Origin of the sequence: Porphyrobacter sp. LM 6 (assembly GCF_001720465.1) — a bacterium.
GTDB lineage: Bacteria > Pseudomonadota > Alphaproteobacteria > Sphingomonadales > Sphingomonadaceae > Erythrobacter.
On the sequence record NZ_CP017113.1, the window covers coordinates 1,247,719 to 1,263,386 of the forward strand.

Genomic DNA, 15,668 nt, shown 5'->3' on the forward strand with positions numbered 1-15,668 from the left:
GGCACGGTCCCTACCGCGCCACCGCAATCCCTGTGTTTGACTGAAATCAAATTTGGCTCAGATTTTTGGGCTGCCCTGCTGCCGTCCGGCGATGCGGGCGAGCGCCCCCACGTCCGACAGGCACACCTTCGATCGCCCTTCGGTGGCGACCAGCCCGGCCTCGCGCAGCTCGGTGAACTGGCGGCTGACCGTCTCGATGGTGAGGCCCAGTGCATCGCCGATGTCGCGGCGGCTCATCGGCAGGGAGAAGCTGCACGGCCCGGCGGTGCAACCGGTGAGGCGTTCGGCCATCGCCACGAGAAAATCGGCAATCCGCGCCGCAGCGGATTTGTGCCCCATCTGCATCATCCGGGTGCGGCTGCGGTGGAGCGCCTGAAGCGAGCGGGTCAGCACCGATCGCAGCACCGCCGGATCGCCCTGTGCCGCATCGAGGAAGCTGCCCGCCGGGAAGATCAGCAGTTCGCAATCATCCAGCGCGACAAGGCGGAAATCGCCGCAGGGTTCGGTAGTGCTGAGGCGCGGCACCGAAACCAGATCGCCCGCGAAATGGAAGGCGAGAATCTGCCCGCCGGGCGCGCCGCCTGCATAGGGGGCGATCAGCTTGGCCGCGCCGCTCACCAGCCACACCAGCCGGTCGTCCTGCGGATCGGGGGAAAGCTGCTCGCCGCGTGCCAGATACGCGGCTCCGCCCAGCGCGCAGAGCCTGTCTGCGGTAGGCGCATCGCCGGTTCCCGCCGGCAGTGCGGCGCGGAATGCGGCAAGCCCGGCGGTTGCGGGCGGCAGGGGGCTGATCGTCGCCATGATGGTGCCGCTTTGGCGGCTGGCGTGGCAACAGTCTTTGATCCCGATCAATGAGTGCGAGGTGCTGCCAAGGCTATCGGGCGCTCACAGGCAGCAACCATCCTGGGCCGCGGAGGGCGGCCACTGCTGCCGATGAGGACGCGTAAAATGAAGACTCTTGTGATGCTTGGTGCCGCCGGACTGGCGCTGGTGGCCACTCCCGCAATGGCGCAGGGCGATGATGCTGACCGGGCTGGCGATATCCAGATCAAGGTGCTGGCAACTGCGGTGCTGCCCGATGGCAAGATTACCGACATCAACGTCAATCTGCCCGGTCTGCCAGCCACCACCCAGACCAAGGCCAACGACAATGTCACCCCGACCATCGCGATCGAGTATTTCGTGACCGACAATTTCTCGATCGAAACGATCGCGGGGATGACCCAGCATGATGTCGATGCGACGGCGGGTCTGCCTGCGGGGGCCGAACTGGTATCGGATGCCAAGCTGATCCCCGCGACAGTCACCGCCAAGCTGCATTTCGATCTGGGCGGGGTGAAGCCCTATGTCGGGGCGGGTCCGGCCTATTTCCTGTGGGTGGGTGATGATCCGGGCGCGGCGACGGTGCCGGCGCCGCTTGGGGTGACCGAGACCAACCTCTCGAACGAATTCGGGGTGGCGCTGCAGGCCGGGTTCGATGTGCCGGTGAACGACAAGGGGCTGGGTCTCAGCGTCGATGTGAAGCGCTACTTCATCGATACCACCGCGCGCTGGTATGTCGGCAACACGCTGGCGATCGAGACCGATCACAAGCTTGATCCCTGGGTGATCAGCGCGGGGCTTGCCTACCGCTTCTGACGCCGCCAGAATTCGATGAACCCCGCTGGCTGCGATGCGGCTGGCGGGGTTTGCTTTTTTGGGGGTCGATGGCCGTGGTTTAGGCTCCCCTTAGACCCCTTCTAGACCCCCCTTAGACCCCCTCTAGACCCCCCTTAGGCTGGCAAAGCGGGGATGTTCCACGTGGAACATCGGCCATTATGGCGGAAGTGTTTGTCTCGCGCGGCCTGTTTGGTAGACCGGCCCCGATCAAGGGAGAGATTTGATGAGCACCCTCGTCGCGCGGCCCCGCCCCGATACCCCGACCCACTGCACGCCCGCGCAATATGCCGCGATGTACCGCGCCTCGGTGGAAACGCCCGATGCCTTCTGGCTCGATCAGGCGCAGCGGCTCAACTGGGCAAAGGCGCCCACCATCGGCGGCGACTGGGCCTATGATCCGGTGGCGATCAAGTGGTTCGAAGACGGCCAGCTCAACCTCTGCCACAACGCGGTAGACCGGCATCTGGCCGCCCACGCGGACAAGGTGGCGCTGATCTTCGAGCCCGATGATCCGGCGGCAGAAGGACGCAGCCTTACCTATCGCGCGCTCCACCGCGAGGTGGTGCGGATGGCCAATGCGCTGAAAAAGCTGGGTGTTACACGCGGTGACCGGGTGACGATCTACATGCCGATGATCCTCGAAGGGGTGGTCGCGATGCTCGCCTGCGCGCGGCTCGGCGCGGTGCATTCGGTGGTGTTCGGCGGTTTCTCGCCCGAAGCGCTTGCCGGCCGGATCGAGGATTGCGGCAGCCGTTTCGTCGTCACCGCCGACGAAGGCCTGCGCGGCGGCAAGCGGGTGCCGCTCAAGGCGAACGTCGATGCTGCGCTGGAGACAGTGCCGGTTGATGGCGTGCTGGTCATCCGGCACACCGGCGGCGACATCGCCATGATTGAGGGCCGCGACCACTGGCTCGATACTCTCGCCAGCGACAATAATTGCCCCTGCGAAGTGATGGGTGCGGAAGACCCGCTGTTCATCCTCTACACCTCCGGATCGACCGGCAAGCCCAAGGGTGTGCTCCACACCACCGGCGGCTACGGCGTTTGGACGGCCACGACCTTCCACTATATCTTTGATTATCAACCGGGTGAGGTGTTCTGGTGCACCGCCGATATCGGCTGGGTCACCGGGCACAGCTATGTCGTCTACGGACCGCTGATGAACGCGGCGACCGCGGTGGTGTTCGAAGGCGTGCCCAACTACCCCGATCACGGGCGGTTCTGGGACGTGGTCGACAAGCATCAGGTCAACATCATCTACACCGCCCCCACCGCAATCCGCGCGCTGATGCGCGAGGGAGACCACCACGTCACCAGCCGCTCGCGTGCCTCGCTGCGACTGCTCGGGTCAGTCGGCGAACCGATCAACCCCGAGGCATGGCGCTGGTATTTCGACGTCGTGGGCGAGGGCCGCTGCCCGGTGATCGACACCTGGTGGCAGACCGAAACCGGCGGCTGCATGATCACCACGCTCCCCGGCGCGCACGATATGAAGCCCGGCAGCGCAGGCCTGCCGTTCTTCGGCATTCGCCCGCAGCTGGTCGACAACGAGGGCGGCGTGCTTGAAGGCGCGGCCGAGGGCAACCTTTGCATCACGCACTCGTGGCCCGGACAGGCGCGCACGGTCTATGGTGACCACGATCGCTTCGTGCAGACCTATTTCAGCACCTATGCAGGCAAGTACTTCACCGGCGACGGATGCAAGCGCGACGAGGATGGCTATTACTGGATCACCGGCCGCGTCGATGACGTGATCAACGTCTCGGGCCACCGCATGGGCACCGCCGAGGTCGAGAGCGCGCTGGTGCTCCACGCCAAGGTCGCCGAGGCAGCGGTGGTCGGATATCCGCACGACATCAAGGGCCAGGGCATCTACTGCTATGTCACCCTCAACGTCGGCGAAGAGGGCACCGATGCGCTGCTTGCCGAACTGAAGGCGCAGGTGCGCAAGGAGATCGGGCCGGTCGCCACGCCTGATGTAATCCACTTCACCGACGGGCTGCCCAAGACCCGTTCCGGCAAGATCATGCGCCGCATCCTGCGCAAGATTGCCGAGAACGATTTCGGATCGCTCGGCGACACCTCAACCCTCGCCGATCCCTCGCTGGTAGACCGCCTGATCGAGGGCCGACAGAACCGCTGATCACCGACACAAAAAGGCCGCCGGAGCATGAACTCCGGCGGCCTTTTGCTGTGCCCTGCTGAGGGCGGCGAAATCAGCTTTCGCGGGTGCCCGACAGGGGCATCGCACCGAAGGCACCAGCGTTGACCGAACCGGTCAGCGTGTCGCCATCGATGGTCGCTTCGCAATCGAGCGTCATCGGCATGGGGACGACCATGTTCATCTTCCACGAAATGGTGTTGCCGCTGATGGTGCCGCCGGCGATGTCCATCGAGCCGAGGCTGCCGACCAGCGAACCGCTGAAGGTATCGCCATCGGGAACAACGGTGAGCGTGCCGGTCTGGTCGCCCATCGGGCTCTTGACGGTGGTCTTGTAGGTACCTGCAACAGACATGATCCAACTCCTTGGCTTGGGTGCGGACCTTGGCGACCCGGCACTTCTGATTGCGTTATTTACAGTTATGTCAGCGCGCTTCAACCGTATTTGGGCCGAAGCGCGCCGGTTGCCGGTTACTCGCCTTCCATCTCGCGCTGTTCGATCGGCAGGCCGAGCGGTTCGAGCTGCGCGCGCACCTTGGCCGCATCGCCGACCACCACCCAGACGAACTTGGCCGGATCGATGGTCGCCCGCGCGACAGCGTCGAGACGATCGGTGGTCTGCGCGCGGTAGATGTCGGCGAGGGTTTCCTGATAATTGTCCGGTCGGCCGAACAGGGCGTTGCCCTGGATCGCGCCGAGCACCGCGGGCGAGGTTTCGAAGCGGCCCGGCAATGCGCCCACTTCTGAGGCGATGCTACGTTCAAGCTCGGCCTGCGTAACGCCGTTCACCGTCAGGAATTCCTTGGTCTCGCGGATCATTTCCGCCAGCGAATCCCCTGTGCGATCGGCCTGCACCCCGCCAGAAATGCTGTAAGCTACGGCATTCTCACGTGCCTGCGTGCCGCCGCGCACACCATAGCTCCAGCCCTTGGTTTCGCGCAGGTTCATGTTGAGCCGCGCGAGGAAGTTGCCGCCCAGCGAATTGTTGGCGCTGCCGAAGTCAATGAAGGCCGGATCGCCCGCGTCGAGCGGCGTGACCTGTGCGCCATAAATGAAGCTCTGCGGCGAATTGGGACGGTTGACGAGGATGATGCGATCGCCTGCGCTTGCCTGCTTGACGGCAAAGGCCTTGTTGCCCTTGGGCGTCTTGGGGGCCTTCCAGTTGCCGAACGCAGCATTGAGCGATTTCACGATCTCGCCCAGCGGCTTGTCGGAAATGACGAAGATCTCGCCGTTATCGGGGCGGATCCAGTTGTCCTTGAATGCGATCAGATCATCGCGGGTGATGCTCGAGACGCTGGCGATGGTGCTGACGCCGCCATAGGGGCTGTCCGCACCGAAAAGTTCGGGCGTGAGCGTGCGCTGGGCGATGCCCTGCGGCGATTTCATCGCCTGACGGATGCCGGTCAGGGTCTGGGTCCGCACCCGCTCGAGATCGGTGGGGTTGAAGGCGGGTTCGCGCATGATCTGCCGCATGAGATCGAGCGAGGGTGCAAGATTGGCGGTGAGGGCCGAGAGGGTGAAAGTCGAGCGGTCATCGCCGCCGCCGACCGAAACGGTCGCCCCCAGCCGCTCGCTCGCTTCGGCGATCTGCTGCGCGGTCAGCTTGGCGGTGCCTTCGTCGAACAACGCCATCGCGAGATTTTCGATTCCGCGCTTGTCGGCCGGGTCGGAAGCGCCGCCGGCGTTGAACGACATCGCCACATAGGTCGCCGGCACCGCAGTGCGGCGAGCATAGGTAACCTTCATGCCGTTCTTCAGCGTCGCCCGCTCAAGATCCGGGAAATCGAGCTTGGCGGTCGTGTCGATTGGCGGCTTGGGCCGTTCGAGCGAGACTGTGATCGTTTCGGCAGCGCGATCGCGTTCAGAGGCATTGGCGCCGTCGGCCTTGACCGATGCGGCTTCCTCGTAAGCAGCATCGCGCGGGCCGGGTTCGAGCACCACGGTCATCGCCGGGCGGTTCATCCAGGTGGCCATCGCGGCCTTGACCTCGGCCGGCGTGAGCTTGGCGAGGGTGGCGAATTCGTGGGCGTAGAACTTGGGGTCGCCCGCCAGCACCGCGCCTTCGGCAAGTGTCTGGGCCTTGCCCGAGAAACCGCCCACCTGTTCGAGCCCGCGGATCGTGCGTCCGAGATTGCTGGTCACCGCGCGGCGCACCTCATCCTCGGTCGGACCTTCGGCAATCAGCTGATTGACCACCGCGTCCATGCGCGCCTCGAGCGTCGCAATGTCGACGCCGTCCTTGGCGGTTGCCGAAACGCTGAGGATGCCGATGCGCTGGAATGACGAGTTGCCTGCGGACACGTTCACCGCCAGTTGCTCGTCGCGCACCAGCACCTTGTCGAGCCGGCTCGAAGCAAGCCCGCCGAGGATCGATGCGCCGACATCAAGTGCGATGCGGTCCTTGCCGGTCAGGCCTTCGACCGCCCAGTAGCGGGTGACGCTGGTTGCCGCGACCTGATCCTTGAAGGTCTTGCGAACGGGTTCGGCAAGGGTCGGCACGCCAGCCTGCGCCGGATCGTTCACCGGACCGCGCGCGATCGCACCGAAGTACTTCTCGACCAGCGGGCGGGCCTCAGCGGCCGAGATATCACCCGCGATCACCAGCGTCGCGTTGTTCGGGCCATAGTTGTCGCGGAACCAGGTCTTCACGTCCTCCATCGAAGCGGAATCGAGATCTGCCATCGAGCCGATCGCTTCGTGCTGATAGGGGTGCCCGTCGGGGAAGAGCGTGCGTAGCACGTCGTAGAACACCAGACCGCCCGGCTCGTTGTCGCCCTGACGCTTTTCGTTCTGCACCACGCCGCGCTGGTTATCGAGCTTGCCCTGCGTCACCGCACCGAGCAGGTAGCCCATGCGGTCGCTCTCCAGCCACAGCGCGCGTTCGAGCGCGGGGCGGGGCACGGTCTGGAAGTAGTTGGTGCGATCGAACCAGGTCGTCCCGTTGTAATCGGTCGCGCCCATTTCGGCGAGGTACTGGAAGTAATCCTGCGGCGCGTTTTCCGAGCCGTTGAACATCAGGTGTTCAAACAAGTGGGCAAAGCCGGTCTTGCCCTTGGGTTCGTCCTTCGAGCCGACATTGTACCACACTGCAACGCCGACCACCGGCGCTTTGCGATCCTCGTGCACCATCACGGTGAGGCCATTGTCGAGTTTGAACTCGGTGAAGGGGATCGTCACCTGCTCCACCAAAGCCGGAAGATCGGCGGTCGCCTGCGGGACGGCGCTGCTCGGCGCATGGTCCTTGGCTACGGCGGGAGTCAGGGGCGCGGCCAGCGCGAGGGCAAGCGCCGAAAGGCTGGCGGCGGCAAAGCGATAGGTCATGGAAGAGGGCTCCGATGGCGTGTCTAAAGGAATGTGGGTTGGGTCAGCGGCGGGCGTTGGTCACAACCTGCCGGTTGCTGGCATTCGCCAGCAGGTCATCGCGCCAGAAATGCACCGGCTTCAGCTTGTGTTCGACGAACAGCTTCATCTGGTCGGTGTAATGCGGATTCCGAGGCCGGGTCGTGGCGGCACCGAATGGCTGGATCGAGCGCGAGGCAACCCGTTGTCCGGGCTGCCATTCGACCCACATGATGAAACTGTCGCCATGCTTGAGGCTGAGGCGCCCGTCCTCGGCCACATCCCAGGTGGTCGCAGCGCGCAGCGTATCCGAACCGCCGTCCATCGGCAGGTCGAGCGCGCCCTGCCGCAGCCGCAGGAGATCGGCCATGGGCGGGTCGAGCCGCCCGAAGTGGGTCATCAGATGGTCGCGCGCAGCGGCAAGCTTTTCGACGACATCGGGGAAGGGCTTGTTGCTGTAATCGGCCGACATGAAGTCGCGGATCATCAACAGCGCGATCGCGTCGGCGCGCCCCTTGCTGTCGGCAGTGAAGTCCCAGCTCGCCAACAAGTCGCGCGCTTCGGCGAGATCGCCGTTGCGCGGTATCCGATCAAGCGCATCGAACAGCCGCGCGACATAGCCTTCGCGTTCGTAGGCGTTGTCATATTTGATCCGTTCCAGCGTCGCCCGGTCGAGCACGCTCGCTTCCGACAAAAGCTTGTAGGCGCGGCGCGAGCGGTTGGTCTGTTTGAGCTCGATCCCCAGCAGCGGCGAGAAGGCAGCAGGATCAAGATCGCTCCCGGCACCAGCGGCGGTGAACGGCGTGTTGTTCGAGTTGTAGAGCCAGCCCGAAGCGGGGTTCACCAGCCTAGGTAGCGTTGCATAGTCGACAGCGCCTTGCCAGATCAGATCCGACCGGTCTCCGGGCAGCACATTGCGCCAGTCGGCCTTCACGCCTTCGGGCCGGGCGGGGATGGCAGCGTTGTAGACATAGGCGATCGTGCCGGCTGCATCGGCATAGATGAAGTTGGTCGAAGGGATCGCCATGCGCGCCAGCTGGCCTTCCCATTCGGCAAAGGTCTTTGCCTTGTTGAGGCGGTAATAGGCGTCGAGCTGATCGAGCTTGCCGATCCCGCCATAACGGATTGCAAAGGCCCCATTGTCATTGCGGATCACCGGCCCATGGGCTGACCGCAGCACCTCGCGCCGGATCGGTAGCACCACTGGCCCCACCTTGACCGGCAGGGTGACCCATTCGCTTTCCAGCGCGCGCCATTTGCCGTCGAGCTTGTAGCGGGTACCAGTCTCGTCCAGTTCGAGCTTATAAACGTCGATCATGTCGGGGGTGTTGACCGTATTGGTCCACCCTAGATGTTCGTTGTGGCCGAGGAAGGGGAAGGGCGATCCGGGGAAGTTTGCGCCCGCGAAATGCCAGCCTTCGCCGCTCTCGACCACCAGTTCGTACCACGCCACTCCGCCGCGCAGGGGCTGGTGCGAATTCGAGATTAGCGTCGTTGTCCCGCCTCCCTTTTGCGGTGCGACGGCAAAGGCGTTCGAGCCAAGGTGGTCGGCATCCTCGCCAAGCGGCAGGACCAGGGTGCGCGCCTGCTTGGGCGAAGAATCCTCGGCCGTATCGGCGTCATCGAGCGACGGGCGCGGGAAACCGGGAATGTCGGGGCCGTGCTCGCGGCGCAGCTCCTCGCCTGCGGCCAGCGGGCCGATCACACTGTCGAGCCCGAAGAAGAACGGCTGGCGCAGCGCGAAGCCTGCGGCCACATCGACCCCGCTCACGGGGAACAGATTGGCGAGCTTCACCTCGGCCGGATGATCAGCAGCGTATTGATTGAGCCCTGCGGCATAGGCTTCGAACAGAGCGCGGGTGTCGGCGGGAAGCTTCGGATATTCGCGCGAGGCTGTCCCGCGCGCATCGATCAGGTGGTAGACGTAATCGATCTTGGCGCCGTCCTCGCCAGCAATCGCGCCGTAACGCCCGCGGCTCATCGCGACGACATCCTGAAGCGTGAAAAAATCGTCCTCGGCATGGGCGATGGCGACGCCGAAGGCGGTGTCGGCGTCAGTCTTGCCTGAAATGTGCGGCACGCCGAACCGGTCGCGGATGATCTCGGCGCTGTAGATGCGGGCGGGAGGAGCCGTACCGGCGCTGGCAAGGATCGGCTCCCAGCTGGCGAGACCTGCGAACCCCAGCGCCAGCGTGCCCACCAGCGTAATCCCTGCAATCTTTAGCCTTGTCATCCCGCTCGCTCTCCTGCCTCGCGCGGCGGTTTCATTGCCCGCGGCATCGATGAGGTCAAGCTGCGCGCGGCCCTCTTGTGTTGGGTCAAAGGCGAACTGACCTAGTCGGGCCACACAGGCCCAATTCAACGCCCAGCGTCAGCAGATATCGGCAAGATCGCCCAATACACGCTTGAGCGGGTCGAGCCACTGCGCATAGGGGCGCCAAACATCCATGCCATCGCGATTGAGGGGACGACGCACCTGCTCACTGCTCGGTGTGCGAACAACCCGATCGAGCTTATGGAAGGACCGGATGGAGTCGTCCCAATCCAGGCCGAGATACTCGAGTGCGGGGCGCAAGGTCGTTTCCGGATCCTCTACCAGGTTACTGTAACTGACATGGTGGATCATTCCGGGGGCGACGGTGTCAAAGTGCCGCATTAGCCGCACATAATCTACATAGCATTGCCCGATGTCTTCGAGAGCGAAGGAGGAGGCATGGGCCGCCGTAAAGGACTGCGAGAAGTTCGAGAAGCAACAGTCCATCGCAGGCCGCCGGACATCGATGAAGCGTGCCTGTGGCAGTATCCGGCGGATGAACAGGATGTTGCTCCAGTTCTGCGGCAGCTTGTCGATGAAGATTGGGCGGTCGGTCTTGCGATGCAGGCGCGCCCGCGCGAGATAGTCCTGCCCCAGAAGCGATGCCTGCTGATCGGTCATGGCCGCAATCGCCTGCGGCACCGAAAGCTTGGCCTTCCGCGAGCTGATCTCAATGAACGAGCGCAGGATTGCAGGGATATAAGGTAGTTCGCCGACAGGTTCGATCGAAGGATGGCTTCCCAGCATCTGTTCAAGCAGGGTCGAGCCCGAGCGGGGTAGGCAGACGATAAACACGGGCTGGTCCGACCCCAGCGGTGCCGATGGCATGGCGCTCAAGAAATCGGCATCGGCAAGCCGCTCCACCTCGGCAACCTCATCGGTCAATGCCCGCGCGTCATAGCCGATGGCCTCGGCGCGGATGCGGTTCCCCTCGTTGTAGTGATGGAAGGCGCTGGCAAAATCGCCCCGGTCATGGAACGCCCGTGCCAGGGCGAAGTTAAGCGGGACGATATTGCGCTCGTCGATCGCAATTGTCAGCGCCCGCTGCATGACGACGATATCCTCGTCGGTCAGGACCTTGCGTTTGATGCCGGCCAGTCCCCACCAGGCTTCGCCATATTCATAATCCAGGGCGATTGCCCTGCGATAGGTAGAAATGGCGCCTTCGACGTCTCCTGCAGCCCGCAGGCTGTAGCCATAGACCAGCAGGGCTGGAATGCTGTTCGGGTTCTCGTCGACCATCTGCTTCTGGATCGCGAGCGCTTCTTCATGTCGCCCCATTCGGTCAAGCAGGTTGGCCCGCAAAGCGCGAAGCTCGAGGTCGCCTTCCTCGGCGATCAATCGACTGGTGAAGGATTCGGCGACATGTAGTCTTTCCTGCTGACTGTAGATCGTGGCCAGGGTGCGCAGCAGTTCGGGGCTTTTTTCACCCATTGACAGCGCCCGGCGCAGAAAGTGCTCTGCCTGGCCGAGTGCTCCGGTTTGTGCAGCGATGAAGCCGAGCTGGGCCAGGCCGCGCGGTTCGTCCGGCCGGTCTCTCAGATGGGCCATGACCAATTGGGCTGCGCGGTGATGATCGCCCTGTTCGCGCAGCCTGATGGCCTCGGAAAGGCGCGGGTAGATGGCGGTGGAGACAGTGTTCGCAGTCATCTCAGGCCCAGCCTAGGCATAACCAAGGACGGTGCGAAGCCCGGGCGCGTGGTAATCCACGAGGGCCCTATGACGTGGGCCGAGTTCTTGCGGCAGATCGAGCCCCACACCGGTGAGATTTTGTCTGGCGGTGCCGCTTTGCGCCGGGTCAGACCCCGTTCTCACCCTGTCTTTCCAGTCGGCGGGCTTGGCGATGCTGCAGGCATCCAGCAGGTCAGCGAAGAATTGCTCGGCCTCTGGCGTGTCGAGCGCCTTAACAGCTGCAACGAGGTCTTCAAGTTTCAGCAGATGCGCCCGCGCACCCAGCCAAGCGACGGCGTTGAGTTCGTAGATATCGTTGAGCGAGGGTAGCTTGGTGGGCAGCCCGAATATCATCATTGTCAGTAGCTCGTCGGCTGCGATCTGGCCGTTCTTGAGATGCTCGACATTGCCCGAGAACTGGTCCGAAAGCAGGAACCGCGCGCGGGCGATCACCCAGTCGTACGGATCGCGATAAAGTACGATCCGGCGCGCGTGCGCGGTTTCGACAACGGAAGCGTCGGCGAAAAACAGATGGCCCCAACTCAGGCGTGGATGTGCTGGATCGAAGGCGTGGCGGTGTTGCGGCAGGTTGCCCCACTGGATGAAGTCGGCGGTGTAGTGCTGACTTACAGGCACAAACATCCGCAGGATGTTACGCAGCAGATGACTGCCGCTCTTGGGCACGGAATTGAGGAAAACCGGATGCTGCAAGGGCACCTGCGCGTACCGGGCATTCTCCGCATCAAGCTTGTCTGAACGGACGAAAATCTCTGGCATCGCGAAAATCAGGCCTCCCGCCTGCGTCTATGACAGAAGAGGCGGCATGTTGCCATGCCGCCTCTTCGTTAGGCCATTCGTGGAGTTGTCAGAACTTCATCGAAACGTTGATGAAGCCGCGACGACCCACAAAGTCGTACTGCGATGCTGCGACCACCGGACCCAGCATGGTGACCGTGTTGCCGTTGCGAACCGAGACGCGCGGCGGACGGGTATCGAACAGGTTCGAAACACCAGCCGTGATCGTGAAACGGCCGTCGGCGATTTCCTGGGTGACCGAGATGTTGTGGTAGAAGGTCGCGGGCACATCGAGGTCGGGGCAGAAACGGCCATAAATCGGCAGGTCGTCCGCCGGGTCGGCAGTGCCTTGGTTGTTGAACGAGTTGAGGCAGCCATTGGCCGTGGGCCGCCCGCGGTCGAAAATCTCCCGGTTGCTGGCCGAACCGATCACGTTCACCCCGTAAAACAGGCTGAAACCCGACGGGTGCTCCCAGTTGGCGCGGAAATCACCCACCCACTTGGGCGAGCCCACCAGGCCGTTTTCGTTGAGAACCGGGGAGGTCGGCAGCAGCTGGGAATCATCCTTGATCTGCCAGGTCATGTCCGCCGTCAGCGCAAGCTTGCCGAGCGAGCCGAGATCGTGGCCGGCACGGAACGAGAGGTCGATACCCCGGTTCCGCTGGCTCGACACGTTGATGAACGAGTCCCGCACCGTAGCGATCTGGAACGGAGCCGTGGCGTTCTGACCGCGGGTGAAGAGGTTGCACAGCGGCTCGGTCGCGAAGGCAATCGAGTCGTAGCAACCAGCCAAGATCGTGCCTGCCCCCAGCTGCGAGATCTCGCCTTCGACCTTGATGTCGAAGAAATCGACCGCGATGCTGATATCCGTATCCGGCAGGAACGAAATCTTCGGGGTCAGGATCGTACCGACCACGAGGGCTTCAGAGGTTTCGGATTCGAGAATGCCGAGACCGCCTGACGAAATGATCGTCGCGCTGATGCCGCCGCCGCCGTAGGTGGCCGGAATGCCGTCAGCTGCGCAGTTATTCGCCCGGGTCTGCGAAATGGCACCCGCAGCCAGGTTCGCACCCCATGCAACGCAAGGATCGATGCGGTTCTGCGGAAGGAAGCTGGTTTCGTCGGCAAGGAACTGCTCGAACAGCGCCGGCGCACGGTAGGACGTGCCGAAGCTGCCACGGAAACGCAGCCAATCAGTAACAGTCCAGTTCAGGCCGAGTTTGTAGGTCCAGTTGCCATTGTCGCTGCTGTCGACGCCGTCGGAGGCGCGGGTGGCCTTGACGTTGGTGACGCGCCCGGCAGCCGAGACGGTCAGATCCTCGATGAACGTAATGTCGTTAAGAACCGGGATGTTCACTTCCGCAAATGCTTCGGAGGTGATGCTCTTGCCAGCCGTGATGCCGCTGGCAGAAGCGCCCCAGGCGTTGGCAGCCAGAGTGATTTCGCCCGGCGTGTCATTGATCTTGTCTTCACGGATCGTGGCGCCGATCGCCAACGCCAGAGGCCCTGCCGGCAGATTGAGCAGTTCGCCCGACAGCGACGCTTCGGCGGACTTCTGCGTATACAGGGTGCGGCCTTCTTCCCAATCGGTCAGGAAGGCGGCCTGCTGGGGCGTAAGCTCGCCGCGCAGGAAGAACGGATCAGTCCAAGGAATGTCGATGCACTGCCGACCCGAGATCGGGGTGACGGTGCCCACGCAGGACTGGGTCTGGAAATAGCCAGTGTCGTAGGCATCCTGCAGGATCTGCTGGCTGCGATAACGACCGATGCTGCGGCTGTACTGGCCGTGGATGTCATAGGTCCAGTTGCCCTTGCCGCCAAGTTCGCCCCGGACGCCGGCAACACCGCGATAGTAATCGACCTTCTGGCTCGAGTCCGACAGATCGGTGATACCGGTCGGGCTCAGGTAGTTGATGCCGGTAAATCCTTGCGCCCAGAGCGTACCGAAGCCCGTGCCGTAACCATAGACGTCGCCCGTGTAACCGAAGTTCCAGAACTGACGCCAGCCGTTCTGGTAGGTTTCGCGGCGGTTGAACAGGAATTCGCCGAACACTTCGACCGCGCTCGAAATCTCGAAGGCGCCTTCGGCATAGGTCGTGTAGAGATCGGTTTCAGGGATGATGGTCTGCTGCTCGACGAAGGGATGGTAGGCGTTCTGCACAGCCATCGACGCGGCGTTGTATCCGGTCGGGAACCAGCCGGCCGGCGCACCGAAGTCGCCCGGATAGGCAGGCGCACCAAAGGCCGGAATGCCGAGCGTGCCGGCGCCAGGGCCTGAGGCATACTGGTATTGCAGCAGGTTGACGGCGCCGGGGGTGGTCTGGATGCCGGTATCGGGGCCGCCCGGGCCATCAAGCCGCAGGTTATCGATCAGGTTGTAGGTCCAGATATGACCCCAACGCAGATCGTCGCACATCGGCTGGCCGGTGCGCGGATCGATCAGGTCGGACCTTTCGCCAGCTTCGTTGAAGATGTTCGATTCCGGGCATGCAAGATAGGCGCGGTCGCCGCGGGCCAGTTCCTGCGTCTTGGTGTAGTCACCCGCAATCATGATGTGGCCGCGGTCGAAGGTCTTGCCCCACGCGCCGCTGACCCGGAATGTCTCACCCCCGCTGTCGAACGGAACCGACGCGTTGAGATCGAGCGTCAGGCCGTCCAGCTTGTTCTTGGTGAAGATGTTCACCACGCCCGCGACAGCGTCGGAACCATAGACCGACGATGCGCCGGTCTTGAGGATCTGAATGTCGTTGACGATGGACAGCGGCAGCACGTTGAGGTCGAAAGACGACACCCCGCCGCGGGTGCCGGCCGGACCGGCGCGACGGCCATTCAGCAGGACGAGGGTTCGGTTGGCGCCGAGACCGCGAAGGTCGATCGTCTGGGCACCCGGTCCGCCGTTGGTCACGAAGTTGGACGACAGCGCCGCAGTCACCTGCGTCGAGCCTGCAGCGATCGAGGAGCCCTGCAGCGTGCTCGCCAGGTCGGTGCGACCTTCCTTCTTGGCAACTTCCGGATCAAGTACCGCAATCGGATCCGGGCTGTTGAACGGTGTGACCGAACGGAGGCGGGACCCCGTCACGACGATCCCGTCGGCGGGATCAGCCGTGGTAGCCTCTTCTGTAGACACTTCTTCCGCTGCGGCGTCCTGAGCAAATGCCGGTTGCGAGGTTGCGATAGCGCCAAGCGCGACGCCAACCAGCAGACCCACTCGATTGCTACGATTGATCAAAGACGATTTCATTAGAAAGACCTTTCCCCCTTGGGTGATGAAGCCACACTGCAAAAGATGGACGCACATTCCAAGCTAAAGAAACCTGCAGATAAGGTGTTAGGGCAACCTTACGCGAAAATGTGTTTAAAATGCCACACTCGCTTGGCCGCTCTGATGTTGGGCGTGAGCGCTCAGTGCGGATGTGACGAAACGATCTTTGTCCCCAGGATCAACTGTGGCCCGCATGTTTGTGCAACGCTTGAAGCCGTACCCGGGACAGGTTGATCGTCCACCGCGTCGGCGTCTTGCGCAAAGGTCAATCCAGCTTTTCAGGTAAAGCGTTTTTGCATGTCGGGATTCAATGAGTGCGAGCCGGATTCGTTTTCTTAGCCATTATCACTCAAAAACTATCAACGGCACGCATCGGACTTGTTCCATGCAAGGAGGTCATTGCTGCCGCCCATCGGAGGTTACCGCTTTCGGGCGACGTGGCTACCTTGATTCGGCGGGGAACA

9 protein-coding genes are annotated in these 15,668 nt (G+C 63.1%); 2 read left to right on the forward strand and 7 right to left on the reverse strand.

All coding sequences use genetic code 11. The features are described 5' to 3' along the window. Positions 1-57: 57 nt before the first annotated feature. Positions 58-801, reverse strand: coding sequence for a Crp/Fnr family transcriptional regulator (locus BG023_RS05940; RefSeq protein ID WP_069309638.1), 744 nt, complete (start codon positions 799-801; stop codon positions 58-60). A 147-nt stretch (positions 802-948) separates the two neighbouring features. Between BG023_RS05940 and BG023_RS05945 the strand changes: the two genes are divergently transcribed. Beyond that, entirely contained in the window at positions 949-1,638 is a 690-nt protein-coding gene (locus BG023_RS05945; RefSeq protein WP_069309639.1) for an OmpW/AlkL family protein, read from the forward strand. Between the two features lie 244 nt (positions 1,639-1,882). Then, positions 1,883-3,802, forward strand: coding sequence for an acetate--CoA ligase (acs, locus tag BG023_RS05950; protein ID WP_069309640.1), 1,920 nt, complete (start codon positions 1,883-1,885; stop codon positions 3,800-3,802). Positions 3,803-3,875: 73 nt separating this feature from the next. On the opposite strand, the gene BG023_RS05955 is transcribed toward acs, so the two are convergent. From BG023_RS05955 to BG023_RS05980, 6 genes are all read right to left on the reverse strand, one after another. Beyond that, positions 3,876-4,175 carry a hypothetical protein gene (locus BG023_RS05955; protein WP_069309641.1) on the reverse strand — a complete coding sequence of 100 codons (300 nt, stop codon included), beginning with the start codon at positions 4,173-4,175 and terminating at the stop codon, positions 3,876-3,878. A gap of 116 nt (positions 4,176-4,291) precedes the next feature. Beyond that, a complete protein-coding gene (locus BG023_RS05960) occupies positions 4,292-7,144 on the reverse strand; it encodes a M16 family metallopeptidase (RefSeq protein WP_069309642.1) in 2,853 nt (950 codons plus the stop codon). 43 nt (positions 7,145-7,187) lie between these two features. Next, the gene (locus BG023_RS05965) at positions 7,188-9,395 is read right to left on the reverse strand and encodes an acylase (protein WP_069309643.1); all 2,208 of its coding nucleotides are present in this window, start codon (positions 9,393-9,395) and stop codon (positions 7,188-7,190) included. A 138-nt stretch (positions 9,396-9,533) separates the two neighbouring features. Then, positions 9,534-11,126, reverse strand: a complete 1,593-nt coding sequence (locus tag BG023_RS05970; protein WP_069309644.1) for a tetratricopeptide repeat-containing sulfotransferase family protein — start codon at positions 11,124-11,126, stop codon at positions 9,534-9,536. A gap of 12 nt (positions 11,127-11,138) precedes the next feature. After that, entirely contained in the window at positions 11,139-11,924 is a 786-nt protein-coding gene (locus BG023_RS05975) for a hypothetical protein (protein WP_069309645.1), read from the reverse strand. 88 nt (positions 11,925-12,012) lie between these two features. Beyond that, positions 12,013-15,069, reverse strand: coding sequence for a TonB-dependent receptor domain-containing protein (locus tag BG023_RS05980; RefSeq protein WP_190315823.1), 3,057 nt, complete (start codon positions 15,067-15,069; stop codon positions 12,013-12,015). Between the last annotated feature and the right edge of the window lie 599 nt (positions 15,070-15,668).

Excerpts from the sequence above, each read along its gene's own strand:
- BG023_RS05965 (WP_069309643.1), bottom strand. The coding sequence starts at position 9,395 with ATGACAAGGCTAAAGATTGCAGGGATTACGCTGGTGGGCACGCTGGCG.
- BG023_RS05940 (WP_069309638.1), bottom strand. The coding sequence starts at position 801 with ATGGCGACGATCAGCCCCCTGCCGCCCGCAACCGCCGGGCTTGCCGCA.
- BG023_RS05975 (WP_069309645.1), bottom strand. The coding sequence starts at position 11,924 with ATGCCAGAGATTTTCGTCCGTTCAGACAAGCTTGATGCGGAGAATGCC.
- BG023_RS05970 (WP_069309644.1), bottom strand. The coding sequence starts at position 11,126 with ATGACTGCGAACACTGTCTCCACCGCCATCTACCCGCGCCTTTCCGAG.
- BG023_RS05945 (WP_069309639.1), top strand. The coding sequence starts at position 949 with ATGAAGACTCTTGTGATGCTTGGTGCCGCCGGACTGGCGCTGGTGGCC.
- acs (WP_069309640.1), top strand. The coding sequence starts at position 1,883 with ATGAGCACCCTCGTCGCGCGGCCCCGCCCCGATACCCCGACCCACTGC.
- BG023_RS05955 (WP_069309641.1), bottom strand. The coding sequence starts at position 4,175 with ATGTCTGTTGCAGGTACCTACAAGACCACCGTCAAGAGCCCGATGGGC.
- BG023_RS05960 (WP_069309642.1), bottom strand. The coding sequence starts at position 7,144 with ATGACCTATCGCTTTGCCGCCGCCAGCCTTTCGGCGCTTGCCCTCGCG.